Origin of the sequence: Shewanella morhuae (assembly GCF_900156405.1) — a bacterium.
Lineage (GTDB): Bacteria > Pseudomonadota > Gammaproteobacteria > Enterobacterales > Shewanellaceae > Shewanella > Shewanella morhuae.
Window position 1 is genome coordinate 29,042 of sequence record NZ_FTNN01000001.1, and the last position, 25,805, is coordinate 54,846.

A 25,805-nucleotide genomic window follows, 5' to 3' on the forward strand; every position below is an offset into this window, starting at 1 on the left:
TCTTCTTTAGGGTATGGCCTTTAGTGAGCCATAGTATTTTTTATGAGTACACAACGCTGCTCTTTTTGGCGGGTCTCGAGTAAAGTGCGGCGAGCGAGATTCGATAATCCAGTTTGACTATCGAGGACGTTATTTAATGCTGCAATACTTGTGTAATTACAATCTGTAGGGATCAGGTTGTAACCGTAGTTGCGCATAAATACCGGCCCTTTTTTGTCCATATCGTTTAAGCTCGACAGGCGTTCTTCAGTGGTTGCAGCACTTAATAGCTTTTGCTCTGCAGGATAAAGGTTGGCCATGATAATCCGTTGTTTAGCAAAGGGCAAGCTGTCTTGGTGGACTTTACTTAACCAACGACGTTTTGCGCTAACCTCTGGGCGAATAACCTCTGCAGCAAGTGCCGCTTTTTCGCCTGCATCAGAATTATCTTTTGCAGCTTCAGTGTTTAAACGCTGCAATGCATTGGGGAAATCATAACGATTCAGTTGAATAATGATTGCCCAACGTAAATCTTGATCTAAGGTTAATCCTTTAATTTTGGTATCGCCGTCCAGTAGCTGCGCTAAATGACGCAGTGAATCCCTATCGCTCGCTAAACTGACATAGGCATTAAACCAGCGGCGCTGAAAGTCATTATCGTCTTTACTTTCCATCGTCTTTCTCAGGCTCATTTGGCTTAAGCCTTTGATGGCATTTTCAGCGTAATTTTGTTGAATCGGTGCAATTTGCGCTAAATATTCCTTTGAGCGCAACATGCTATCAATAATCTGACCGACGATAGTGTAATCAGACTCTGCTGGCGCGTTGACAAAAACAGTACTGAGATATTGTTCTAGGCTTAATTTCCCCTCGCGAACACTGTCCCACAGGCTTTGCCATAGCATAGAACGCAGCAGTGGATCTGATACATTACTCAGTTGTTGCTGAGCAGTTTTAAAGGATTTTTTATCGAGCTCTACTTTGACAAAACCCCAATCATCAAAGTTTGGATACACTAAATCAGGGCAGCGTTCGCCAACCAGTTGGCTGACTTCAGTACGGCTGCCCTTGTAAGTCACAGGCACGGTAATGTCATTTCTCAAGCCAGAACGTGATTGAGTAAACAGGGCCACTTGAACTTTTTGTTCGCGCAAGGTGGGCAGTTCAGCACTTGCTGGCAGCTGCACCAGACTAAACGCGCTAATGCGGTTACCATTACAACGGTATTCCGCTTTAATCGTATTGACACCAGCGCTATAGAGCCATTCTTGAGTCCACGCGGTTAAATCACGGCCTGCGGCTTTACTGAGGCTATTGATAAAATCGTCTAATTCAGCATTTTGATAGCTGTATTGCTTTAAATAATTACTTACGCCACGGCGAAACACCATATCGCCTAGCAAGTGGCGCAGTTGTTTTAGTGTTGATGCGCCTTTTTGATAAGTAATCGCATCGATATTATCAAAGGCATTTTGGGTTGTCGCGACAGGCACTTCAATGGGGTGAGTGGTGACTAGGCTATCTTGCTCGTAGGCTTTTTGTTTACCGGTGGCATAAAAATTACGCCACGCATTAGTAAACTCAGTTGCTTCTTGAGTCGCGAGTGTGCCCATGAAAGAAGCAAAGCTTTCATTAAGCCATAGACCATTCCACCATTTCATGGTGACGAGATCGCCAAACCATTGATGTGCCATTTCGTGCATGATAACGCCAGCAAGACTTTGCTTTTGATCGGCTGTCATCGCCGCTTTATGCAGGAAAATATCTTCAGAAAAAGTCACTGCGGCTGCGTTTTCCATGGCGCCATAGAGAAAGTCTGGTACTAGAATTTGATCGTATTTCTTAAACGGGTAAGCAATGCCAAAGTAGTTATCAAAGAAAGTTAACCCTTGTTTAGTGTAGGTAAACCAATCTTGTGGTGTCACTTGATTTGCCACTGATTCACGGGCAAATAAACGCATTGGATAACGACCTGAATTATCTTGCCACACATGGTAGGGGCCAGCGTGCATCGAGAAGTTATATGGACTCAGTTTAGGCGTGTCAGGAAAGCTCCAGCGGTTATAAGCACCTGCTGGAGTGACTTGTGTTTCACGCATTGAGCTAATCACTTGCCAGTCTTTAGGGGCGGTGACAGTAATTTGATAGTTAGCTTTGATATCGGGTTGATCAAACACCGCAAACATCTGTTGAGCTGCAGCGGGTTCAAAATGAGAATAAAGATAAACTTTGCCATCTACCGGATCTTGGAAACGATGTAAACCTTCACCGTTGGTACTGTGAGCGCGGGTAAATTGCACCTCAACAGTGTTTTCTCCCGAGGTTAGTAGACGCGTATTTAAACTGATGTAGGCGCCATTATAGTTGGGGTATATCGCTGTGCCATTGATTAAAAATCGTTTTATCTGTGCTTTATTTAAGTCTAGGCTTAACTGTTTTGGGACTTCACTTAACCTAAATGTGACCTTTGACGTGGCAGAAAACTCAGCCTCACCCGTGAGTTTAAAATCCAGTTCATAACGAACATCTGAAATGAGCTGTGAGCGAAGTGCCGCCTGATATTGACTGATATAAGCACTGGTATCGCGCGGTGCGGTATTCAGCGTGCTATGCGTTGCGCACGACATTAATACACTACAGGTAAGGGCAACCAAACTGGCTTTAAACAAGTTCACAACTTAAATCCTTCAAAAATTGATTTTTAAGCTGCAGAGTGAGCGTTCGCTATCACACAAGCTTGCATGGCTAAGGTGGGCCCTTAGCTGGCAGCAGGGGTAATTTATAGCGTCATCATTGCAGGGTATTTTGGCCGAGTACACTACCTTATTTACCTAGGATAACCAATGTTAAATATGTAAAAAAAAGCCAGCATTTAAGCTGGCTTTGTGAAAACTCGATACCTGCAGTATTGAGTTCGATAAGATAATTATAAGCCCAAGAAAGACTTAGACTTTGTTTTACGGATTTCTTTTTCATCAGACCATTCAATTAAGCCTGTTTCTAAATCCATTAAACGCATTGTCATCTTGTAGTACACGTCTTTAGTGCTACCGTCTTGCTTAACGATGCTGGATAAATTGCCGTATAACATGTATTGAGCGCCGATTTGACGACCAAACTTAATAGCGGTTGAGGGATCAACCATGCCAGTGTTGTTTTGGTAATCTAGCTGCTTACGAACGGCATCTACTTTGGTCATATCGATAAAACGGAACTTACCTGAACGTAATAGTTTGTTACTGATAGAGTCGGTCACTGATTCGGTATCGATATGCTCAGAGGTTTTATTTTTGATGCTATCGACGAACAGAATCGGGCGATTGTTGGCTGTCATTGCCACAATCGGTGGGAATGTCATCATGCTATCGACCATTTTGGCCGCAATAGCTTGAAGATCGGTTGAGCCAAAGTTTTCGTTGACGGTTTCAACTTCGGTGGCATCGCCATACTCAACTTTAGATTGACATGCAGCCAGCCCGATCACCGCAGCCAGCACAAAAATCAGTTTAAATTGTTTCATAGTCAGTTCCATTTTGTGATTGTATAAACCCAATAACACGCGTCTTATCCAAATTCATCTTGCGCTAGACTAGATGATTATTGAATAAATACGGGTGTAATTACCAGTATCAATTGCCCAGACTAGAGTGGTTTTGCCTGCTGCAACATCAATTTTTGCCGGTGGCGCTTTATCTATCTGCAAAGTGTATTCACCTGCGTTTAGATAACGCCGCCCGATTTGTGCTTGTTTTGGAAGCGTTAACCAACTACGGCGGTCAGCTTGCTCCGTTACTACGTTAAAAATCTGCATGGCAATACTTCCGATATTCGCGGCATTATTACCAGGGCTGCCACTTTTTTCGACTTGATATGCCATTTCCGACTTAGCGTACACCCGAGCCACTTGGCGCACTAACGTGGCGGGCAGTTCTTCTTTCAGTGCAGTGATAGCTAACGCATCTATATTAGCAATTGGTTCTGTTTTCAGCACTGTACCTAAGCCTTGTACTTGCGTCTCTGGTACAAAAGTATTGTTTGGCATATAAGTCGCTAACGACACGGTCTGCCAGTTGCCGTGGATGGTAAAGGGTACTGTGAGAGATTGTTTTGCGGGCACAAAGCCACGCTCGACCATCAAAATAACTTGGCCATCTTGTGGATTAGGTAGCTTAGCATCACCCCAACGGCGTTTAAACTCATCATATTGTGGCATAGCAAGTTGCTTAGCTAGGCGCACAAGATCTTGTTGTAAATAAGTATTATCGGGAGTGATTTGTGCGGCTTTACGATAATCGATATAAGCATCATTAGGCTCGCCCAACACTTCATGCAGCAGGCCGGTAGTGTAATAACTGTAGGCGTTTAAGAAGGAGCTGGTCACTGTCCCCGCCGCCTGACCTAGCTTGTTCACTTCGGCATCGATAGTGCCGTTTGCCATGGCCTGCACTGACTGTTGTGATTTTTGATAGCGCTCTTGCTCGCTACTTTGCAGCTCGTTACTGCGACGAACCTCAACTAAAGCGCCTTGATAATCGCCACTAAACAAATAGTTAAGTGCCTGATATTGATGCAACATAATACGTTCATATCCAGGACCTCGATAGGGGATCGCATTATCGTTTAACACTAAACTACTTGCGGTGGCACCAATGCCGCTAGCACTAATTTTGGCTTTATCATCAAAGGCGATATAGGCATCGACCGCTTGTTGGTAATATTGTTTACTGCGCGCAAAGTCACCTGCTACTTGGGTTATACGGCCAGCTTCTTGGGCGTAGAGTAGGCCATCTTTACCTGTGATATTACTTGTTAGTTTATCAATATCCGCCAATGGAGTTGCACTATTAAGTTGCTGTTTAATCGGCTCAATTTGTGCAGGATAATTAATAAAAATACTGTTGTAAGCGCATCCTGATAAGCCTAATACTAAACCTAGCGTTAATACTGGCGCTGTAAAAGGTCGGCATAAAGGGGTAACGAAGGACAGTTTCATTATTGTGCTTCACCTTTTACGGTAGTAGGTTGGGCTGACAAAGTGTGTGTTTGTTCTGGCATCCGCGAACGCTCAAGCAAAGTGATCCCTTGAAGGTGATCGAATTCATGTTGAAAAATACGTGCAATAAAGTCAGTTAATTCTGCCTGTTGCCACTCGCCTTGTAAATTCTGATAACGGACTTCAATGGTTTTATGTCTTTGTATGCTAAATCTTTGTCCAGGCACAGACAGGCAACCCTCTTCCCCGTCGACTAAGTCACTCGAAGCATAAACAATGCGCGGATTAACCACCACCACAGGCGCCATGTTCGGTGCATCGGGATAACGCTCGTTGGGGCGTGAAGCCATAATAAATAGGGCTAAAGGGCTGTGTACTTGCGGGGCTGCAATGCCAACACCTTGGGCCGCGGTCATACTGGCAGACATTTGCTCGGCAAGCTCAGTAAGCGCCGCGTCAAAGTGTTGCACCGTGATGGCCCGTTGCGTGAGAATGTCTTCACCCACTAACGCTATGGGTAATAAAACGGGAGCTGTGGGTCTTAAAAATGTAAACATCGCATTCCCTGGATATTTTGCGTTGCCCGCCTGTTAATCAAAGTCTTCACTAACAGTATTAGGTTAATAATGTGGTGGCGGCGTTTCTTCAGCCTGAGTGGCCATATTACTCGGCTCCATGTCTTGCAACTTACCAATTAACATATGAATTTGGTGCTGCTGATGGGAGACGAGCCGATTTAACTTGATCACTTCTTGGTTTAATTCTTCGACGGTGAGCTCCTGAAAAGCCAATTTAGTTTCTAGCTCTTCAATCTGTGTTTGTACGCCTTGCATGACTAACCTCTATTGCTGCCAAGTTTCAACTAAGCCTTGGCTACTGATACTAACGATTTTATTGGTATCTCTAATTGCTACTGAGTATACAACGGCTCCTCGACTTTGGCTGTTTTTAGTAAGTGAAATCTGCCATTTGCCGATTTCCTTACCGGTATCTCGTTGCCAGAGTATCACTTCTCTGGCGGGGGTTCCTGTGAGTATTTGGCTATCTTGATTGACAAACCTTACCGCCGAAAAGTTCATTTGCCGGCGCTGAATATCCAGTTTATTTAAAAGGTTACCACTAGCGCTATCCCAAATTTTTGCTTCATTGGTGCTGCCATTGATAAAGCTTAAACTGCCACTATCGTTAAGTGCCACTTTGGTTATACGGCTGTCTAAGGTCCAGGTATGTAACGGTTGTCCGGTTTGTGCTTGCCAAAGGATTGCTTGCATATCATTTGAGCCCGTTAATGCTATACGGCCATCTGCGGAGAGTGCCACGCTATTAACGCGATCTTTATGACCAAGAAATTGGATTAAAGCACTTTGGGCTGCATTGAGCGATATAACCGAACCATCGCTTAAACCAATAAGCAGCGCACCATTGTCTGCTATTGCGACGCTTTCACCGGATGAAGGTAAAGACCACCAACCTAAAGATTTACCATCGGCAATTTTCCACATAGCGACAGAATCTCGGCTTAAGGACGCGGCAAATATCCCATTGGGAGAAATTGCTGTGCCAGTGACTCCGGTATTGATATTGCCATGTATCCATTGGTATTTAAGTGTATGAGTATTGAGATCCCAACATTGCACTCCGCTACTTTGGGTTGCAACTAGGGCAAATTGCCCATTACTTGACAAGCTAGCGCTATAGCTTGGTTCTGTGGTGAGCACGCTAATATCTTCTGCTTTGGGGTGACAAGCAGCAAGAAGAACCGTACAAATTACCAGCAGTAGGTTTTTCTTCATGAACTTGCTCCCTAAGTTGCTGTCTTTATAGTTGATCAAGTGAGATTAATCACTGTTAACCCGTAAAGAATCTAGTTGGTATAACCGAGATAATTAGGATAAAGTTGTCGCGCTTAGGTTATTGTAACCGCTTGAGGATGCTGAGGAAGCTTTAATGAAATCGATTTATAAATTATCGTTAGTAGCATTGGCCATTATTGGGCTATCTGCTTGTAATAAAGAAGAAAAAACAGAAAGTGCTGGTGCTAATGTTGAGTTGACGACAGAAGCGCAAAAAGAAGCTTACAGTGTCGGCGCTTCAATCGGTCGCTACATGTCAGGTCACATTAAAGAGCAAGAAGAGTTAGGTCTACCAGTAGATCGCACTTTAATTGTCACTGGTTTCACTAATGGCTTGAATGACCAGTTGAAATTAACTGAAGAAGATATGCAAACCATTCTTCAGAGTTTAGATAAAAAACTAAACGATAAGCGTCAGGAACAAGCTACTGCCATTTCTGCAAAAAATATTGAAGATGGTAAAAAATACCTAGAAGAAAATAAAGCGAAGCCTGGTGTTGTTACCACTGAGTCGGGCTTGCAATATGAAGTATTAACGCCAGCAACGGGCGAAAAGCCAGCAGCTGAAGACACTGTAGAAGTGGATTATGTGGGTACTTTACTCGATGGCACTGAGTTTGATAGCTCTTACAAGCGTGGCGAAACGGCTAAGTTCCCGCTAAATCGCGTGATTCCTGGTTGGACAGAAGGCGTTCAGTTAATGCCTGTTGGTGCTAAGTTTAAGTTTGTTATCCCATCAAGCCTAGCTTATGGTGATCGCGATACTGGTACTATTCCACCAAACTCAACACTGATTTTTGAAGTTGAATTAAAGTCAGTTGAAAAAGCAGCCGTTGAACCTGCTGTTGAGCCTGCTAAAAAATAATTGGCCATATAATATAGCCATTAATAATACCGCTCCTTAATGGGCGGTATTTTTTTGTCTTTTAAAAATAATTATCAGAATTCTGACTTAACTTAATACTTAGAATTAACGGGTTTACAGACTTTTATAATGTTTCATTTCTTATTTATTACCGTTGCAGTAAACATATCGCCATCAGTGTTAATTGCAATTATATTTCAAGATAATGAACACTAAATTAAGCTTTAATGATATTTTTTATGTATCTAAAGTATCCTGTTTCTTATTTATTAATAAGTACCCCATACCGAATAATGTCTTAAAAATATCATATCAAAATGTTGTTCATAATTTGTTGTATTCAACGACAGATTTTATCCGACATGTATTTTGCTTACTGATTGTTTTTACATAGTTAATGTTTTTAATTTATTATGTTGTTCTGTTTTATGAACAAGTATTTGCGCATAACAACTTACTCATCAATATGTTACGTTTGTAATGTGCGAGCTGCACCTCTGTTTTTTCACATCCAACTCTGGAATAATCCCTTTGCACGTTAACAGAACGTTAGCGGTAATATTGTAATAATGGGGTTGGTAATATGGAAAATGTTAAAAAATTAACGGCTGTTTCTTTAGCTGTCGCGGCGGCTTTGCCTATGATGGCAAGCGCCGATGTGATGATTACCGAGTATGTTGAAGGCAGCTCAAATAACAAAGCAATTGAACTTTATAACAGCGGCGATACGGCAATTGATCTTACAGGTTATAAACTGGTCCGTTATAAAGATGGTGCAACAACAGCATCAGATATGGTGGCACTCGATGGTCAATCGATCAAATCTAAATCCACTAAAGTCATTTTAAATACGGCTGGCGCAATTACGCTTCCTCAAGGCGTAGATAGTTACTCTGGTAGTTTAAGCTTTAATGGTGGTGATGCCGTTGCTCTACTTAAAGATGATGCAATTGTTGATATTATTGGCGATGTGCCAACTCCTGTCGGTTGGGGATTAGACGTTACCCTAAAGCGTAAGTTAGATTCATTAATCGCCAATACAGTATTCAACGCGGCGCAGTGGGAACAATTACCTAAAGATACCTTCTCCGGTTTAGGTTCACTAGACACGCCGGCAGAGCCAGAAACTCCCGTCTTTAGCTGCACTGGCGCTAAAATTGTGCCTATATATCAAGTGCAAGGTGCGGGCGAGTCTAGCCCGTATGTTTCTGAAGGAGTATTTGAATCTGAAGCTGAAGTGACTGTGCGCGGCGTAGTTACTGCCCGCGGCGAAAGTTTATTTAAAGGTTTTTATTTACAAGAAGTTAAGGGTGATAACTCACCGTATACCTCCGATGGCGTATTTGTATTCTTAGGTGAAGCCGTACCTGAATCGATTCAACCAGGAGTCGAAGTTTGCGTACAGGGTAAGGTAAAAGAATACTTTGGCTTAACTCAAATCGATATTAAGGCCGATAAAAAATTTGAAGTCGGCGCTAAAGGTGATGTTCCTGCCCCAGTACCATTTTATGTGGCCGATGGTGAAACGTTAGCCCAAGCGTTAGAGCGCTATGAAGGTATGAATGTTGTGTTAGATGCGGGTAGCGATCTTAAGATTAGCCGTACCTTTAGCTTTGACTATGCAGGTAGCCGCAACAACATGTTAGTGTCTTATCAAGCGCCTTTGATGAAACCAACACAGTTATACCCTGCACTTTCTGCTGAAGCGACAGCGTTAGTTAAGTCTAACCTCGAAAACCAACTTTTTATTGAGTCCGATTACAAACCTGCCGATGGCGAGATCCCATACTTCCCCGATTTCAACGTGGAAACGGGTTACATCCGTGTGGGCGATCAACTGACTAATCTGCAGGGTGTTATTGGTTATAGCTACGGCGCTTATCGTTTAGTGGCAACTAACAAAATTACAGCGGGTGATTTTATTCGTGGTGATGACAGAACCGATGCGCCCAGCGTTGCGACTAAAGGTGATATTCGCGTTGCCAGCTTTAACGTGTTGAACTTTTTTAACGATGTCGATGGTGGCAACACCAATCCATCTGGTAGCAATCGTGGCGCATTAACGCTTGAAGAAATGGTGTTGCAACGCACTAAAATTGTTAGCGCAATTACTGCCATGAACGCCGATATTGTTGGTTTGATGGAAATTGCTAACAACGGTTTTGGCGAAAAAAGCGCGATTAAGGATTTGGTTGATGCGCTGAATGACAAACAAACGCCTGAAAATGCTTATAGTTTTGTTGAAATTGCAGATGCCGATAAATATGACGGTCAATACTTTGGTACTGACGCGATTACCGTCGGCATGTTATATCGTGGCGGCAAAGTGGCCTTAGCGGGCGCAGCCCAAACGATTATAACCCCTGAACAACATGCTAGTGCTGGTTCTGTCACGCGCACTAAAGATGATAAAGCTGAGGTAAATCCGGGTAACGATGCTTACCAACGTCACAGCTTAGCGCAGGCATTTAAGATCCATAACGAATCCTTAACTGTTGTTGTTAACCATCTCAAATCTAAAGGTTCAGGATGCTTAGAAGATTGGATTAATTTCGAAGACTCAATTGATCCAGCCGATCAACAGGGCAAGTGTAATGCTTTCCGTGTATCCGCGGCTAAAGTGTTGGGTGAAACGCTAAAAGACGTTAAGGGCGATATACTGGTGATTGGTGATATGAACGCCTACGGTATGGAAGATCCAATCCGAGTGCTGACTGACTTTGATGCGAGCAAGTCAGATCGTGACATCATGACGGCTTCTTGGACGACGCTTGATGGCAAAGTGTTTGAACGCCAAGGTAGTAAGATTGAAAAAGGTTATGGCTTGATCAACCTCAACACTAAAGCTCATGGCGTAGGCACATATTCTTACAGCTATAACGGTGAGTTAGGTAACTTAGACCACGCTTTAGCTAATGCTAGCCTTGCTAATCGTTTAGTGGATATTGAGGATTGGCACATCAACTCAGTAGAATCTAACCTGTTTGAATATGGTAAAAAGTTCTCTGGTAAGTTGGCCAAATCTGAAAATGCTTTCTCGGCATCAGATCACGATCCTGTGATTGTTGCCTTAAGCTATCCTGCCCCTGTTGTGACCCCCACACCGACACCTAAACCTAAAAATGATGGCGGTGCTTTGGGCTACTTAGGCTTAGCCTTACTATCCTTGTTTGGTTTGCAGCGTCGCCGCCGTTAGGCTGGCTTGTGCTCACAAGGTAAATTTGTGAGCTAAACTGATAAAAAAGGATGGGAAACCATCCTTTTTTTATTGTTTTTAACGCCTTATTTTTAGATATTGGTGTATTAATGACACCGGACAAATATATTTTGAATAGGCTTGGCATATCAAATACCGTGGTGATTTAGGTCTCTTTTAGCTTGATTTAGCCACTGTAGGTAGTTGCAGCCCTAGTCAGTTTGAGTCGCTTTTACACTTAGGTTAATAACATGAAGGTTAATAACATGAGTATAAAGTAAATAAGTTGAACTTCATCCACTTCGCAGTAAACTGCAGATTGGTTTTATTGACTAGGAAGTTGCAATGAGTATTTGGTTTAGACCCATCACCTTAGAAGATTGTGTGCGTTTAGACGCTGGGATGAGTGGTAAAGGCACATTAATGCAGACCTTAGGGATAGAAATTAGTGAGATTGGTGACGATTATTTAAAGGCAACGATGCCAGCAAGCCCAGCGGTACATAATCCTTTGGGCATAGTGCATGGCGGCGCGAATGTTGCTCTTGCTGAAACGGTTGCCAGTTATGCTGCAAATTTTGCGGTTGATTTTGAACAATATTATTGTGTTGGACAAGAGATTAACGCCAACCATCTACGTGCTTCTCGTAATGGCGTATTAACGGCTACAGCTAAGCCTATCCATTTGGGTAAACGTAGCTCAGTGTGGGAAATTTTAATCCACAACAGTGCGGGTGAATTGACGTGTATTTCTCGTATGACAGCAGCGGTTGTTAAACGCTAAACGCAATAGACTAGCCTACTGCCAGTAGTGTGAGTAGCGTATCAATCGTTTGATCTAAATAACATCTGATTAAGGATTCGCTATGGATAGTGCAACAATTTGGGAATGGATTGGTTATTTAGCTTCGGTAGTAGTGGCAATTTCGCTGATGATGTCAAACATCAAAAAGTTACGCTGGTGGAATCTCATCGGCGCAGCTTTATTTGTGGCGTATGGTATCGCAATTAGTGCTTATCCCGTTGCCTTAGTTAACTTTTTTATCGTATTAATTGATGCGTATTATTTGATTAAGCTTTACCGTGAAACCGACTCACCCGCTCATTAACCCCAATCTATACCTTCTGTTTGCTCGTATCTAACCAGCCCCTAACCAGCCCCTTTGATTTTCGATAGTCGCTTATCGCAGCTCTGGGGCAGCTTAGCTTACGCCATCGTTTAATTGTCTTATCGTAACAATGTTTAATCTTATTTGTAGATTGTTTGAATCTACTTTAATCGCTTTATTGTTTTGCGGTGATTATCTATTCTTGCTCCATCGACAACACGTCGCCCGCCAAGGAGACAAGCCATGGCTACTGTTTATGATCTAATTGAAACGTGGTTAATTACCCATCAAGATTGAGGAACAAGATATGAGTCAACAGAATTTAACAAATCAGTACTTAACGAGCCAAAATGGTGCCCCCGTTGCAGACGATCAAAACTCTCTGTCAGCCGGTGAGCGCGGGCCTTTATTATTACAAGATTGGCATCTGATTGAAAAATTGGCCCATTTTAACCGTGAACGTATTCCTGAGCGTATCGTGCATGCTAAAGGTACCGGTGTATATGGCACATTTACGCTGACGAAAGATTTAAGTGATTTTACCATTGCCGACCATTTCAATGGTGTGGGCAAGCAAACTGAAACCTTTATACGTTTCTCTACCGTGGGCGGCGAAATGGGTTCTGCCGATGCAGAACGCGATCCACGCGGCTTTGGTCTACGTTTTTATACTACTCGCGGTAATCACGATATTGTGGGTAACAATACGCCAACGTTTTTCATCCGTGATGGCATAAAGTTTCCTGACTTTATTCACACGCAAAAACGTAATCCGCAGACCAACTTGAAAGATCCTCAGGCTATATGGGACTTTTGGTCGCTAAACCCTGAAGCCATGCATCAAGTTACGATTTTAATGTCGGATCGTGGTATTCCGGCCAACTACCGTCAGATGCATGGTTATGGTTCACACACGTTCTCGCTATGGAATGCCAAGGGCGAACGTTTTTGGGTGAAGTTTCACTTTAAATCTCAGCAAGGCGTGGTCAACTTAACCAATGAGCAGGCAGATAAATTAAAAGGAATTGATCCTGATTCATCACAGCGCGATATGGTAGCGGCGATTACTGATGGTAATTTCCCGCGCTGGAGTGTCAATGTACAGATTATGCCCGAGGCAGATGCGAATACTTACGCAATTAACCCATTCGATTTAACTAAGGTTTGGCCACATAGCGACTATCCATTGCTTGAGATTGGTGTGTTAGAACTGAATCGTATGCCACAAAACTACTTTGCTGAAGTTGAGCAAGTGGCATTGGCACCGAGCAATTTAGTGCCCGGCATAGGCGCCTCGCCAGATAAAATGTTACAAGCGCGTTTGTTTGCCTATGCTGATGCTCAGCGTTACCGTATAGGTGCTAACTACAACCAGTTACCGGTAAACTGCCCACACGCAGCTAAGGCAAATCATCATCAACGTGGCGGTGCTATGGCAGGTACACAATGCCCGTTTAGCCATAGTCAAACCGGTGGTGATGCTAGTCCCAACTATGGCCCAAACAGTACCCCATCGGCCTTAGTGGAACCGGTTAGCTTTACTGAGCCACCACTTCGATTAGAAGGTGAGGCTGCGCGTTATAGTCGTTATAACCAAGACGATTATACTCAGGCAGGTAATTTGTATCGCATCTTTAGTGAAGACGAGAAAGCACGTTTAGTAGCGACTATTTCAGGTTCACTGTGTCAGGCGAGTTTAGATGTGCAGCAACGCATGGTAGGGCATTTCACCCAAGCCGATGCTGATTACGGCCAACGTATAAAGCAAGCGTTAGGTTTATAGAGTATTAGTCATACTTATATAATGGCTTAAATGAAAAAACCGAGGTGATATTCACTCTCGGTTTTTTACCTTTAAATAGCGCCCATTAAATAGCGTTCATTCGTTGATTAATAGGCAAGTAACGTCTAAATCAATGTCAAATTAGGTAATGCCAACGCCGTCATTAAGCTGCAGCGAGCACAGTATTTGGGCTATTGAGTTGCTTTAATAATCCAAAAGCTTGTTTCATTTTATCTTCTGTTACGATAAATCCGAGTAACATTTCATCTGCATCTAATGCTTTAATACAGGTGCCTTGGGCATCAATATCGACTCGCCAGCGGTGAACGTTACTAACCGTAATACCGCCTAATTGCATCGGTAATAAGGGGGTTTTTACTTTAACGAGCATCGCAGGGAAATTCACCGCAGTGGCTTGATTTAACAAGGTGCTTGCCAGTGCGTTGGCACTCAGTAATGCTGGTTGCAAATAGGCCATACTTTGACCATTGATGTTAGCACAGTCTCCTAGTGCATAAATATCGCTATCACTTGTTTGTAAGTACTCATTAACTATGATGCCTTTATTGACCTCAAGACCCGCATTTTGCGCAAGTTGGCTGTTAGGTATTAGGCCTGCTGCGCAGATCACCGCATCACAAGTAAAGTGCAGGTCGTTATCGAGACTTACAGCAATACTGCTATCTTGGTGTTGCAGTTGACTTACCCGAGTTTGTAATTGCACGGTTACCCCTTGCTTGGCTAACACCGCAGCAAGTTTTTGGCTTAGCATCTCAGGCAATAAGTTTGCCATTAGACTTGCCTGCGGGTCGACTAAAAAGACCTGTTTACCCGCAGTCGCTAGATCCATTGCTAACTCAACTCCGACTAACCCCGCGCCGATAACGAGTACTTTTGCTGCACTGCGTATATTGGCTTGGCAGGCTTGATACTCGCTTAAGCTGTTAAATGTATGAATAGCATTAATGGCATCGCCACTCATTTTAGGAATAAAAGGCCGTGCGCCTGTAGCGAGCGCTAACTTCTCATAGGCGACTTCGCGGCCCTGAGTGCAAAAGACCACTTTGCGATCTTTGTCTATGTGAGTGACCTCACTGTGATTGAGCAAATCAATTTGTTGTTCTTTAGCAAACTCTGCGGCTGTTAATTTAATCAGATCTGCCGCCATTTGCTGGCGACTAAATACATGGCTTAAATCTGGTTTATGGTATTCATCACCCGAGTCAGCGGTAATTAAGGTAATAGCCTGCTCAGTGTTTAATCGGCGTAGCGTTTTCACTAATTGATACGCCGCAAAACCACTACCAATAATGACGATAGGTCTAGGCATGGTTCACCTCACTTTTCTTTACCGCAAAGACGCTTTTACCAAGGCCACATTCAGGGCAGAGGAAGTCATCAGCCACTTGTGCCCAAGGTGTACCAGCCGCGACATCTTGATTGGGCTCACCGTCTTTAGGATCGTAAACCCATTGGCAAACAGTACAAATCATAGATTGTGCATCATCCACTACAAGGCTTGCATTTTTTGCTGGCGCTGGCGCTGGCGTAATGGCAGGTGCTGCGTTTTGATTAACGGCTTGACTAGGTTTAGACATAACCTGATTGATAATCGAACGACTATTTGCGCTGTCGAGTGGGCGCAATGCCCATTCTTTGGCAATACGTTGTCCGTGTTGACGGCATTCTTGCATCGCGTCACGATCAGGGCGCCATTTAACTTTTAAGCCGACAGAGGTTTCAAATCCAGCATCCATTAAACGGGTATGAATTCTATCGACAGCGCCACCATTCCAGCCATAACTACCGAAAGCTGCGGCTTTTTTATTACGAAAGCGTAAGCCAGTGATTTCTTCTAACATAGCGGCAATTTTAGGCATCATCACGTTATTCATAGTGGATGAGCCCACCAAAATACCTTTAGATCTAAATGCTTGTGCTAGGATTTCATTTTTGTCATGGCGGGCAACGTTATATACTTTTACTGCAACATTTGGGTCAACATCATGAATACCTTGGGCAATGCCATCTGCCATCATGCGGGTGTTGTTTGACATAGAATCGTAGAAAATAGTGATGCGGTCTTCTTGATAAGCATCAGCCCAAGCCAAATACTGATGAATAATTTGCGCAGGATTGTCGCGCCACACAATACCGTGGGCTGTCGCAATCATATCTACTGGTAAATTAAAGCTTAATACTTCGTGAATTTTAGCGGTTACTAGGCTGCTAAATGGCGTTAAAATATTGGCATAGTAACGTAGACATTGTTCCATCAATTCATTTTGGTCGACTTCATCGTTGAAAAGACGCTCATCACAATAATGTTGACCAAAGGCATCATTACTAAACAAAACCGCATCCTCAGTCAGATACGTCATCATGCTATCAGGCCAATGCAGCATTGGCGCTTCAATAAAAATCAGTTGCTTACCATTACCAACATCGAGACTGTCGCCAGTTTTAACAGTAATGAAATTCCATTCTGGATGGTGATGGTGACCTACGATAGAGTCGACAGCATTTTCAGTGCAATAAATCGGTGTATTAGGGATTTTGGTCATGAGAGCCGTTAGCGCGCCGGAGTGATCTTCTTCGGCATGATTCATCACAATATAATCGATATCGTTTAAATCAATTTCAGCTTCAAGGTTTTGTAAGAATTGCTGACTAAAGCGATGATCAACCGTATCAATTAGCACGGTTTTTTCTTCGCGGATCAGATAACTGTTATAGCTCGTGCCTTTGGTGATTTTATATTCAGTACCATGAAAATCTTGAACTTCCCAATCGCGTTGACCAACCCAGTGGATATTGTTTTTTACATGAATTGTCATAAATACACCTATTAGATAAGAAAGATACGTTAGAGGATCAGTATGTTATAGCCGCGGCTTAACTCTCTGCTTCCCTTAAGATTGCACTTCTTATGCCAAATCCGTAACTAATTGAAATATATCCATTATATATTTAAATGCAAATGTCAGTGTCATTATGACCATTGATCGCGGTATCATAATGACAGTATTTATTGTCATTATGATACCGCGAGTCTTTAATATGTATGTTCAAGCCGATCTCACCCAATTAGCATTAGATTTAACGATTGGTCTTTCAGCCGAGGATAGATTCGAGCGCTTGCTCGCTGTTGTAAGGCGCCGGGTTAATTGTGACGCAGCAGCCTTACTGGTTTTTAAGGATCAGCAATTTATTCCGTTGGCGATTGATGGCCTATTTACTGAGGTGTTAGGGCGGCGGTTTAAGATTAGTGAACACCCAAGATTAGAGGCCATTGCTCGTGCGGGTGATGTTGTACGTTTCCCTTCTGATAGCCAACTACCTGACCCATATGATGGATTAATCCCTAATCATAGCGATAACTTACAGGTGCATGCGTGTATTGGCTTACCGTTAATCGCCCATGATCGCTTGATTGGTGCATTAACTATCGACGGTTTTAATCCACAGCAGTTTGATAGTTTTAGTGATAGCGAACTGCGAGTGATCAGTGCACTTGCCGCGGCCAGCTTAAATACGGCTTTGTTAATGCAAAAGCTAGAATCCCAAGTCGTGGAGGTATCAAGCGGCACTGAAGTGTTAAATCGTCTTGCTAGTCAGCAGGAGATTATTGGGCAATCGACTGAGATCCAATCGTTAAAACAACAGATTAGCGCGGTAGCCAATACTGATTTATCGGTTTTAATCACAGGTGAAACTGGAGTAGGTAAAGAGCTAGTCGCAGCGGCGATACATAATCAATCGACGCGAGCCGATAAGCCCCTTATTTACTTAAACTGTGCAGCACTGCCTGAGTCCGTTGCCGAAAGTGAACTCTTCGGTCATGTCAAAGGCGCGTTTACTGGCGCCATTAGCCACAGACAAGGCAAGTTTGAATTAGCCAATAATGGCACTTTATTTTTAGATGAAATTGGCGAATTACCCCTAAGCTTACAAGCTAAACTATTGAGAGTTTTACAATTTGGTGAATTACAACGGGTGGGGAGTGATAAGAGTCTAAAAGTAAATACTCGGATTATTGCGGCGACTAACCGTATTTTACATCAAGAGGCAACAGAGGGCCGCTTTCGTTTCGATCTCTATCATCGTTTAAGTGTGTTCCCGATTAATGTTCCCCCATTGAGGGAGCGTGGCCGAGATATCGTGTTATTAACCGGTTTTTTTCTGGAGCGCTGTAGGGCAAAGCTAGGGCTTACGCATATTAGCATCACGCCATCAGCGCAGCAGTTATTAGAACAATATGCCTGGCCGGGTAATGTGCGCGAATTAGAGCATGCAATACACAGGGCGGCGGTGTTAGCAAAAGCCGAACTAAAAACGGCGTATATCAGCTTAAGTGATAAACATTTCCAGTTTGATCCTGTGGTCATTCAACCCCAAGCCAATGTGAGCAATGAGCCAACGGCGCGAGTCGAGCCTGTGGTAAAAACCATTGAAGCCCCGTCTGTAATAGCGGCCGAACTTCGCGAATCGTCATTATTAGATACCACAATACTAGGGCTTAGGGCCTCAACAGAGGCCTATCAGCGTCAACTTATCCGCCAAGTTTTAGCAGCGAATCAACAAAATTGGGCGGTGTGCGCCAGAATATTGCAAGTCGATACCGGTAATTTGCATCGACTCGCGAAACGGTTAGGTCTGAAAGCATAAAATTAAATGCAGAGGTTTTATCTCCATTTAATCGCATTATGCTGTTCTTAGACAAACAAGGTTGCCACTCCCAATAAGGCAAATAGTACCGCGCAGCCACGGTGTATCCATTGCATGGGTAATTTATCGGCGCTGAAATGCCCCGCAATCACTACCGGTACATTAGCAAGCAACATGCCTAAGGTCGTGCCTGCAACCACCATAGTTAATGAATCGTATTTTGCGGCTAACACTACCGTTGCTATTTGCGTTTTATCGCCCATTTCGGCGATAAAAAATAGGATAAAGGTGGCTAAAAAGGGGCCCATTTTATAGAAACGGCTCTCTTCTGCATCGACTTTATCTGGGATTAACACCCAAAGGGCAATTGCGAAGAACGACGCGGCAACTAAATAACGAGTAAGATCTGGGCTGACCCAGTTAATCGCCCACTGGCCAATCCAAGCGGCGGCAAAATGGTTGAATAACGTCGATAGAAAAATACCAAGAATAATGGTAGTTTTGTTTTTAAATCTTGCGGCGAGAATCAGTGTAAGTAATTGAGTTTTATCACCAATTTCGGCGATGGCAACCATAAAGGTTGAGGCAAGTAGGGCTTCCAAGTGTGATCCTTTAGGGGTGGTTAAGACATAAGCACAATAAACTGTCCACCCCTAGGTGCAGTCATTGTGCTCAGGTCTTGCTGGGCAAATCGATGATTTGCTATGAACACCATGGCGTGTGGCCAAGTATGTTGATGTTCACCCTAGATGACGATGGCTCGAAATCCAGTTAGCTACTCCCCCGAAGCGAGGTTGGCATTATACCTAAGTGAAATACAGTTTCAAGCGGAAGCGGATGAAAGTGGGTTAAATGAAGGCGAGTTTGTGTTTTTTCGTTTATCGCCTCGCTATAAGCTTGTTACTGTATTTAGCACCATTCATCTTTGTTCACAACTGGCTTGCCCACTGGGTTTGGCTCTGTTAATGTCCCAAACAATCTATTTAATCGATATCGTTATCGGTTTGTTCATTTGGATAATCACCATTGAAACTCATACCATTTCTCAGCGCTCGATTTAGTTAGCCTCAATGGCGACTGGATTGAAACATTCAAAGCTATTGGGGTCAATTGATCCGTTATGCACCGATCCGATTGGATGCTTTAAGTGATATGTCGCTTAGTTTGATTTAAGGCATAAAAGGTTATTGGTTCAAGTCTTACTGAGATAACACTCAACTAAAATTTAAATAAAATAATAATTAATCATTGAACAGGACTATTGTGTGAATCCAAAAATGTTAGGTTCAGTCGCCATTGTTGCCGGGACGGCCATTGGCGCAGGTATGTTAGCTTTACCTCTTGCTACTGCAGCCTTAGGTATTATTCCGGCGTTAGTATTACTGGTGGTTATTTGGGGCGTATCTGCTTATACCTCATTGCTTATGCTTGAAATTAACTTACGCACTGGTGTAGGTGATAATTTGCATGTTATTACCGGTAAATTGCTGGGTAAAAAAGGCCAGATAATTCAAGGCGCTTCTTTCTTAAGTTTATTATTTGCTTTGACTGCTGCTTATCTCACCGGTGGATCATCGCTATTAGTGCTTAAAGCGAAAAATATGTTTGATATCGTGCTTGATAATCAAGCCGCGGTACTGTTATTCACCTTAGTGCTTGGCGGTTTTGCGGCGCTCGGTGTGGCTTGGGTTGATAAGGTTTCACGTTTCTTATTTTCGTTAATGATTCTACTGCTAGTGGTCGTCGTATTATTTTTATTGCCTGAAGTCAGTATTGCCAGCATGGCGACGGGCGCCATTGCCGAGTCTATGACCAACAGTTGGATGGCGGCAATTCCGGTAGTATTTACCTCTTTTGGTTTCCACGTTTGTATCGCGACGTTAGTGCGTTATCTCGATGGTGATGCGGTATCACTGCGTAAAGTATTATTAATCGGTTCGACCATTCCATTAGCTTGTTATGTGCTCTGGTTATTGGTGACGCTGGGTACCGTTGGAGGTTACGACATTAATGCATTTAACGGCTCATTACCTATGCTAATCACTGCATTACAAGATATTGTCCATACGCCTTGGATCAGCAAATGTATCTCGTTATTTGCTGATTTAGCCCTAGTGACCTCATTTCTTGGCGTGACCTTAAGCTTGTATGATTTTGTCGCCGAATTAACCCGCGCGAAAGAAACATTTGTAGGCCGGATTCAGACTTGGCTATTAACCTTTGTTCCACCAGTGTTGTGTGCCTTATATCTACCAGAAGGTTTTGTGGCGGTACTGGGATTTGCTGCCGTGCCATTGGTGGTGATGATCATCTTCTTGCCGATTGTGATGGCATTGCGTCAACGCCAAACACAACTGGGCGGTTATCAAGTATCTGGTGGTGTAGGTGCGTTAGTCTTGGCAGGTTTATTGGGCGCCGTGATTATTGGTGCCCAGCTATTTGTTGCTATCTAACTGATTGTCATTAATTGGCGATTAGAAGAGGTAGCTTTAGCGAATGCCATCAGGTAACGTTGATGAGATGTATTTGCTTTGTAAGCGAATTTGTCTGAGTCTGTTGTAGCGTGTGCTCAATGTGATAAAGTCAGGCCCTGTGCCTGACTTTTTGCTTTTTAGGCTTTAAAGCGCGTTATCACAGGGTTTTACGCTAAATATTTAAAATTAAAAACAACAAGATTAACACCATAAAATAGCCCAGCTTGCGCGTGGCTTCATTTATATAAAATGGACTTAACACAATGAAAAAATGGTTACTCACAGTTGCCGTAGCCGCCAGTTTTGGCGCTCAGGCTGACGAAGGTATGTGGCAGCCCCACCAATTGCCTGCTATGGCCGATGAGCTAAAAGCAAAGGGGCTAGAAATTGATGCAACATCAATTTCTAAACTGACGCAATTCCCGATGAACGCCGTAATAAGCCTTGGCGGCTGTACCGCTTCATTCGTATCACCAAAGGGATTGGTGGTCACTAACCACCACTGCGCCTATGGTGCGATTCAATACAATTCTACGCCGGAAAAAAACCTGCTTGAAGAAGGCTTCTTAGCCAAAACCTTCGCCGATGAATTGCCTGCCACGCCAGGCTCTCGCGTATACGTCACTGAAGATGTGACCAATGTAACTGAGCGCGTACAAAGCGGGCTTGAAGGTAAAGTGGGTAGCGACCTTTATCAAGGCGTTGAAAACCAAGAAAAAGCCTTAGTTGCCGAATGTGAAAAAGAAGAGGGCTACCGTTGCCAAGTGTATAGCTTCCACGGCGGGCTTGAGTACTATCTGGTAAAACAGTTAGAAATTCGCGACGTACGTTTGGTTTATAACCCCGCGGCGAGCGTGGGTAAATATGGTGGCGACGTTGATAACTGGATGTGGCCACGTCACACAGGCGATTTTTCTTTCTATCGCGCCTATGTGTCTAAAGCGGGCAAACCTGCCGATTTCAGCAGCGATAACGTGCCATACGAGCCAAAAAGCTTTTTAAAAGTCTCGGCTAAAGGCGTGAGTGATGGCGATTTTGTCATGGTGGCTGGCTACCCAGGTCGCACTAACCGTTATCGCACCGCCAATGAAGTACAAAATCAATTTGAGTGGGCTTATCCAGAAGGTAAGTTACTGCGCGAACGCTTTATTGAGATCATTAAAGATACCGCTCCAGAGGGCAGTGACGAGCGAATTAAGTACGAGAGCCAAATTGCTGGCCTTGCTAATTACGCAAAAAACTTCACCTCGATGATTGAGTTTTACGGCAAATCAACCATGTTGAATGACCGTAAAGCCCGTGAAGCAGAGCTTGCAGCGTGGATTGCCAAAGACAGTAAGCGTGAAGCGAAATACGGCAAAACCTTAGCGCAATTAGACGCGTTAATTGCTAAAGGCAAGGCGCATCAAGAGCGTGACATGCTGCTAAGTTACATCGGCAATACCACTCTATTACCGACAGCACGCGATTTATATCGTTTAGCGAATGAGAAACAACTACCTGATATACAACGTGAACCAGGTTTTCAAGAGCGAGATATGCCGCGTCTAACAGCCAGCATGGAACGTATTGACCGTCGTTATGCGCCAAGTGTTGATAAAGCCGTGCTGTTCGATATGTTAAAACGCTACGCTGCATTGTCAGAGGACAAACGTCTACCAGCATTGGATAAAGCTTTTGGTATCGATAAAAAGTTCAGCGAAGCTAAACTTTCGAAAATGCTGGATAAAATGTATGCCAAAACTGAGTTAGGCAAAAAAGACGTGCGTCTGGCGTGGATGGATAAATCGGTTGCCGATTTTAAAGCCTCTAAAGATCCGTTTATTCAATTCGCTGTCGCTATGTACGACACTGATATGGCTGAAGAAAAGCAACAAAAAGAACTGGATGGCGAGCTGATGAAAGTGCGTCCGCAATATATGGATGCCATCATTGCCTATAATCTAGAGCAAGGTAAGCCTGTGTATGCCGATGCAAACTCAAGCTTGCGTGTCACGGTTGGTCATGTGAAAGGCTACTCGCCAAAAGATGGTCTACAAGCTTTGCCCTTCACTCGCCTTGAAGGCATAGTGCAAAAGGACACAGGGGTTGAGCCATTCGATGCACCGAAGAAAGAGTTAGCGCTGATTAAGCAAAAGCAATACGGTGATTTCTATGTGAAAGCCATCGATTCTGTACCGGTTAACTTCCTGTCGACGTTAGACACAACCGGCGGTAACTCAGGTTCACCCACCCTAAACGGCCGCGCTGAATTAGTCGGTTTATTGTTTGATGGTGTGTATGAAAGCATAATCGGTGACTGGGCGTATGACGATAACATCAACCGTTCTATCCAAGTGGATAGCCGCTATATGTTGTGGGTAATGAAGTATTTAGATCATGCCGACAATTTATTAGCTGAGATGGAAATCGTTAAGTAAGCCATTGCCGCACCAGCAATGGTGCGGCTTAGCGTTATTCGGATTACTAGTATTTAAGCGCGACTTAGTGCTCTTTGAATCCAGCCATAACAAGATAATAAAATAGCGATAAACTCACTGGGTTTATCGCTATTTTTTGTGTAATCGCTTGTGGTAGCAGTTTTGATAGGCTTGCCATGGCATTAGCTCACCGACACGCAGCAAGTCCATCCGTGGATGCTCGACCGCCCCGTCCATGGGGCGGACGGTCGTCTCGCAAATCACCATGGCTCACCTTTTTAGTGTTAACGTAACCTGTGGATTGAAAAAGATTACGCAACATACTTTTGGATATAAACGTGATTGATACTTTGCTCTAACTCGTCAGTTTCGGATTAAAATTACTATGGATTAACGCTCCGCGTATACTCGCGAACTTGTGAGCGTCTAAGGGCCGAATAACACGGTTTGTTAACTGCCTGTACCAACATTTCTCTTTTCCATGTAAGCACATAAACTGGCAGCATTTAAATCCTTAGATTTTTGTAAACTCGCAAATACTCCCTTTTGATCTTCTGGTTTGCGATGTTGTCCTAATTTTTCTTTAGCTTGAATCTCGTCAATTGCAATTTTGAATCCGACAACACCGCTACGAAGCTTTAACTGATAATCAGCAGGCATAATATCAATGTTATTTAACAACTCAGGTTCATATTTAACAATAAGTTCAGCCATAACCTGCTGATTCTCATCGTCATCAAGAATACTGAGGTAACCATAACAATGAACCGCTGAATAATTCCAAGTTGGTACAGCTGGTTTAGTTACATACCAACTTGGTGAAATATAGGCATGTGGCCCTTGAAAAATAACTAAAACCCTCTGATTCTCAGCAATTTCCCAATGGGTATTTGATTTAGCAAAGTGACCAAATAGAAAACCAAGCCCTTTATCATCCGGTTCGTAAATGAGTGGTAAATGTGTAGCAGTTAGATCAGCACTGATTAGTGTTCCAAATCCATTTTCAGCTATTAGCTCACTGATTACTAATGGATCTTTTACTTCAAGATTCTTAGGTATGTACATGATTCTCTACTACGATAGCGGTTAACGGCTTAGTATTTATGCGCTTCGCTGTTTGCAGGGCATAAATCGTTTGTTGACTCAATCTTAAATATGGCCACTGCCGCATCCATGTTAATTGGTATAAATGATGCTATAGGAATTTGCTTTTTTGCGGTAGCTGTTTTTTATACAGTTTGGTGGGTAATTACTTGATATCGTTTTAGCTTTCTCATTTTTCGCGCTTATTTTTGCTGATGAATCGCTATCTAACGACTCAAAACTCCAAGGAATACACCTCCCCTCGGAGTTGCCGCAGGGCGAATAGAGCTCTTGATTTAATAAAGAGTGCGTGAGTTCGGTCATGGATGACCGACTAGCTTTCGCAGGTGCAGGGACGCATCCTTCGGAAGCGATAGCAAATTTGTCAATGAGCACAAGGGGCTTTCAACTCCGTTGGGGGCATCTTGGAGCATCCAAGGAGGATAGGACGAGCAGTCCTCCTTGGTCGGGTGTGGGGTGAAGCCCTACGACTTTGATTTTGATTAAAGCATTCAAACTAAACTTGGAAGGCTCTAAGATCTTGCTTTGGGGCAGAAGATTAACAACTACTTGCTTAATGTAATATCCCAACCAACCATCTATTTATTTTATCGCCAGTACTGCTTTTAGCTCTGCAATTTCTGATTCTGTTAATGGCCGCATTTGGCCTTCTTGTAACTCACCCAATGCCAATTCGCGTAAATTCAGTGTCATTATGGCAATACGCTCAAGATCGATAACGCGATACCCGAGCGCCTTGGACATCCTGCGGATTTGTCGATTCAGTCCTTGAGTCAGTACGATTTCAAAGCTGTCCGAACTGAGTCGGTTGACGTAGCAGGGCAGGGTTTGCAGGTCTTTATAACGTACTCCACTGGCCATTTGTTCAACAAAATCATCATTAAATGGCCTGTCGAGGCGCACATGGTAGATTTTGCTGTGGGTAAAACTGGGGTGCATCAGTTTATGGGTCAGTTCGCCATCATTAGTTAACAGCAGTAGGCCGCGAGAATCTTTATCGAGCCTGCCGACGGGATAGAGTCTTGGCACTTTAGGAAGCAAGTGTATAAGGCTAGTTTCATCCTGCTCCAGCAGGCGGCAGTCTGTGCCCACAGCTTTGTTAAATATCCAATAGGCGAGTGTTTCAGCTTTAGTGATGGGCGCGCCATCAAGCTCAATGTTATCGAGGCAGTTTAATGACTCGTCTAAATGGATAGGATCTGTGTGGCGGGCGATGTGGCCATTGAGCGTGATGCGCCCTGCCTCAACCAAACGGCAGGCTTCACGGCGTGAGCCTATGCCACATTGGGCGAGGTATTTTGCGAGGCGCATAGTAATCCAATGTTGATGAATTTAAACATAAAAAAGGAGCCGAATCCGGCT

At 43.5% G+C, this 25,805-nt stretch carries 19 protein-coding genes; 8 read left to right on the forward strand and 11 right to left on the reverse strand.

Translation table 11 applies throughout. From position 1 onward, the window contains the following. Positions 1-20 precede the first annotated feature (20 nt). From pepN to BW947_RS00155, 6 genes are all read right to left on the reverse strand, one after another. Complete coding sequence (gene pepN / locus BW947_RS00130; RefSeq protein ID WP_076496211.1) at positions 21-2,654, reverse strand: aminopeptidase N; 2,634 nt, start codon at positions 2,652-2,654, stop codon at positions 21-23. 251 nt (positions 2,655-2,905) lie between these two features. Then, positions 2,906-3,499 carry a penicillin-binding protein activator LpoB gene (gene lpoB, locus BW947_RS00135; protein ID WP_208606960.1) on the reverse strand — a complete coding sequence of 198 codons (594 nt, stop codon included), beginning with the start codon at positions 3,497-3,499 and terminating at the stop codon, positions 2,906-2,908. Positions 3,500-3,568: 69 nt separating this feature from the next. Then, positions 3,569-4,972, reverse strand: coding sequence for a COG3014 family protein (locus tag BW947_RS00140; RefSeq protein ID WP_076496212.1), 1,404 nt, complete (start codon positions 4,970-4,972; stop codon positions 3,569-3,571). Continuing rightward, positions 4,972-5,529, reverse strand: coding sequence for a peptide deformylase (gene def, locus BW947_RS00145; RefSeq protein WP_076496213.1), 558 nt, complete (start codon positions 5,527-5,529; stop codon positions 4,972-4,974). Before def ends, BW947_RS00140 begins: the two co-directional genes overlap by 1 nt. 63 nt (positions 5,530-5,592) lie before the next feature. After that, on the reverse strand, positions 5,593-5,805 hold the full coding sequence (locus BW947_RS00150; protein WP_076496214.1) for a SlyX family protein: 213 nt from the start codon (positions 5,803-5,805) through the stop codon (positions 5,593-5,595). 9 nt (positions 5,806-5,814) lie between these two features. Beyond that, positions 5,815-6,765, reverse strand: a complete 951-nt coding sequence (locus BW947_RS00155) for a WD40 repeat domain-containing protein (RefSeq protein WP_076496215.1) — start codon at positions 6,763-6,765, stop codon at positions 5,815-5,817. 154 nt (positions 6,766-6,919) lie between these two features. Between BW947_RS00155 and fkpA the strand changes: the two genes are divergently transcribed. The 5 genes from fkpA to katB all read left to right on the forward strand — a co-directional run bounded on the left by fkpA (position 6,920) and on the right by katB (position 13,777). Beyond that, complete coding sequence (gene fkpA, locus BW947_RS00160; RefSeq protein ID WP_076496217.1) at positions 6,920-7,690, forward strand: FKBP-type peptidyl-prolyl cis-trans isomerase; 771 nt, start codon at positions 6,920-6,922, stop codon at positions 7,688-7,690. Positions 7,691-8,273: 583 nt separating this feature from the next. Continuing rightward, a complete protein-coding gene (exeM, locus tag BW947_RS00165) occupies positions 8,274-10,886 on the forward strand; it encodes an extracellular exonuclease ExeM (RefSeq protein WP_076496220.1) in 2,613 nt (870 codons plus the stop codon). Between the two features lie 345 nt (positions 10,887-11,231). Further along, entirely contained in the window at positions 11,232-11,669 is a 438-nt protein-coding gene (locus BW947_RS00170) for a PaaI family thioesterase (protein WP_076496223.1), read from the forward strand. An 82-nt stretch (positions 11,670-11,751) separates the two neighbouring features. Then, on the forward strand, positions 11,752-11,994 hold the full coding sequence (locus BW947_RS00175; RefSeq protein ID WP_076496226.1) for a YgjV family protein: 243 nt from the start codon (positions 11,752-11,754) through the stop codon (positions 11,992-11,994). A gap of 307 nt (positions 11,995-12,301) precedes the next feature. Then, positions 12,302-13,777, forward strand: coding sequence for a catalase KatB (katB, locus tag BW947_RS00180; RefSeq protein ID WP_076496228.1), 1,476 nt, complete (start codon positions 12,302-12,304; stop codon positions 13,775-13,777). Between the two features lie 163 nt (positions 13,778-13,940). On the opposite strand, the gene norW is transcribed toward katB, so the two are convergent. Continuing rightward, positions 13,941-15,107, reverse strand: a complete 1,167-nt coding sequence (gene norW, locus BW947_RS00185; protein WP_076496231.1) for an NADH:flavorubredoxin reductase NorW — start codon at positions 15,105-15,107, stop codon at positions 13,941-13,943. Next, positions 15,100-16,614, reverse strand: coding sequence for an anaerobic nitric oxide reductase flavorubredoxin (norV, locus tag BW947_RS00190; RefSeq protein ID WP_076496234.1), 1,515 nt, complete (start codon positions 16,612-16,614; stop codon positions 15,100-15,102). Before norV ends, norW begins: the two co-directional genes overlap by 8 nt. A gap of 181 nt (positions 16,615-16,795) precedes the next feature. Here norV and norR point away from each other — a divergent pair, with 181 nt between their 5' ends. After that, on the forward strand, positions 16,796-18,445 hold the full coding sequence (gene norR / locus BW947_RS00195) for a nitric oxide reductase transcriptional regulator NorR (protein WP_226060100.1): 1,650 nt from the start codon (positions 16,796-16,798) through the stop codon (positions 18,443-18,445). A 47-nt stretch (positions 18,446-18,492) separates the two neighbouring features. On the opposite strand, the gene BW947_RS00200 is transcribed toward norR, so the two are convergent. Continuing rightward, positions 18,493-19,047, reverse strand: a complete 555-nt coding sequence (locus BW947_RS00200; protein ID WP_076496235.1) for a TMEM165/GDT1 family protein — start codon at positions 19,045-19,047, stop codon at positions 18,493-18,495. 675 nt (positions 19,048-19,722) lie between these two features. Between BW947_RS00200 and BW947_RS00210 the strand changes: the two genes are divergently transcribed. Beyond that, entirely contained in the window at positions 19,723-20,898 is a 1,176-nt protein-coding gene (locus BW947_RS00210; protein WP_076496717.1) for an aromatic amino acid transport family protein, read from the forward strand. A 284-nt stretch (positions 20,899-21,182) separates the two neighbouring features. Then, entirely contained in the window at positions 21,183-23,339 is a 2,157-nt protein-coding gene (locus BW947_RS00215) for a S46 family peptidase (RefSeq protein WP_076496239.1), read from the forward strand. A gap of 450 nt (positions 23,340-23,789) precedes the next feature. Here the strand turns inward: BW947_RS00215 and BW947_RS00220 are convergent, their stop codons facing one another. Both BW947_RS00220 and BW947_RS00230 read right to left on the reverse strand, forming a co-directional pair. Further along, entirely contained in the window at positions 23,790-24,404 is a 615-nt protein-coding gene (locus BW947_RS00220; protein ID WP_076496242.1) for an FMN-binding negative transcriptional regulator, read from the reverse strand. A 621-nt stretch (positions 24,405-25,025) separates the two neighbouring features. Beyond that, positions 25,026-25,754: a 23S rRNA pseudouridine(2604) synthase RluF gene (locus BW947_RS00230; RefSeq protein WP_076496245.1), complete on the reverse strand. Its 729-nt coding sequence runs from the start codon at positions 25,752-25,754 to the stop codon at positions 25,026-25,028. Positions 25,755-25,805 lie beyond the last annotated feature (51 nt).

Bases quoted from the DNA above. Each gene is read 5' to 3' on its own strand.
- lpoB (WP_208606960.1), bottom strand. From the start codon at position 3,499: ATGAAACAATTTAAACTGATTTTTGTGCTGGCTGCGGTGATCGGGCTG.
- BW947_RS00140 (WP_076496212.1), bottom strand. From the start codon at position 4,972: ATGAAACTGTCCTTCGTTACCCCTTTATGCCGACCTTTTACAGCGCCA.
- def (WP_076496213.1), bottom strand. From the start codon at position 5,529: ATGTTTACATTTTTAAGACCCACAGCTCCCGTTTTATTACCCATAGCG.
- BW947_RS00150 (WP_076496214.1), bottom strand. From the start codon at position 5,805: ATGCAAGGCGTACAAACACAGATTGAAGAGCTAGAAACTAAATTGGCT.
- BW947_RS00155 (WP_076496215.1), bottom strand. From the start codon at position 6,765: ATGAAGAAAAACCTACTGCTGGTAATTTGTACGGTTCTTCTTGCTGCT.
- fkpA (WP_076496217.1), top strand. From the start codon at position 6,920: ATGAAATCGATTTATAAATTATCGTTAGTAGCATTGGCCATTATTGGG.
- exeM (WP_076496220.1), top strand. From the start codon at position 8,274: ATGGAAAATGTTAAAAAATTAACGGCTGTTTCTTTAGCTGTCGCGGCG.
- BW947_RS00170 (WP_076496223.1), top strand. From the start codon at position 11,232: ATGAGTATTTGGTTTAGACCCATCACCTTAGAAGATTGTGTGCGTTTA.
- BW947_RS00175 (WP_076496226.1), top strand. From the start codon at position 11,752: ATGGATAGTGCAACAATTTGGGAATGGATTGGTTATTTAGCTTCGGTA.
- katB (WP_076496228.1), top strand. From the start codon at position 12,302: ATGAGTCAACAGAATTTAACAAATCAGTACTTAACGAGCCAAAATGGT.
- norW (WP_076496231.1), bottom strand. From the start codon at position 15,107: ATGCCTAGACCTATCGTCATTATTGGTAGTGGTTTTGCGGCGTATCAA.
- norV (WP_076496234.1), bottom strand. From the start codon at position 16,614: ATGACAATTCATGTAAAAAACAATATCCACTGGGTTGGTCAACGCGAT.
- norR (WP_226060100.1), top strand. From the start codon at position 16,796: ATGACAGTATTTATTGTCATTATGATACCGCGAGTCTTTAATATGTAT.
- BW947_RS00210 (WP_076496717.1), top strand. From the start codon at position 19,723: ATGTTAGGTTCAGTCGCCATTGTTGCCGGGACGGCCATTGGCGCAGGT.
- BW947_RS00215 (WP_076496239.1), top strand. From the start codon at position 21,183: ATGAAAAAATGGTTACTCACAGTTGCCGTAGCCGCCAGTTTTGGCGCT.
- BW947_RS00220 (WP_076496242.1), bottom strand. From the start codon at position 24,404: ATGTACATACCTAAGAATCTTGAAGTAAAAGATCCATTAGTAATCAGT.
- BW947_RS00230 (WP_076496245.1), bottom strand. From the start codon at position 25,754: ATGCGCCTCGCAAAATACCTCGCCCAATGTGGCATAGGCTCACGCCGT.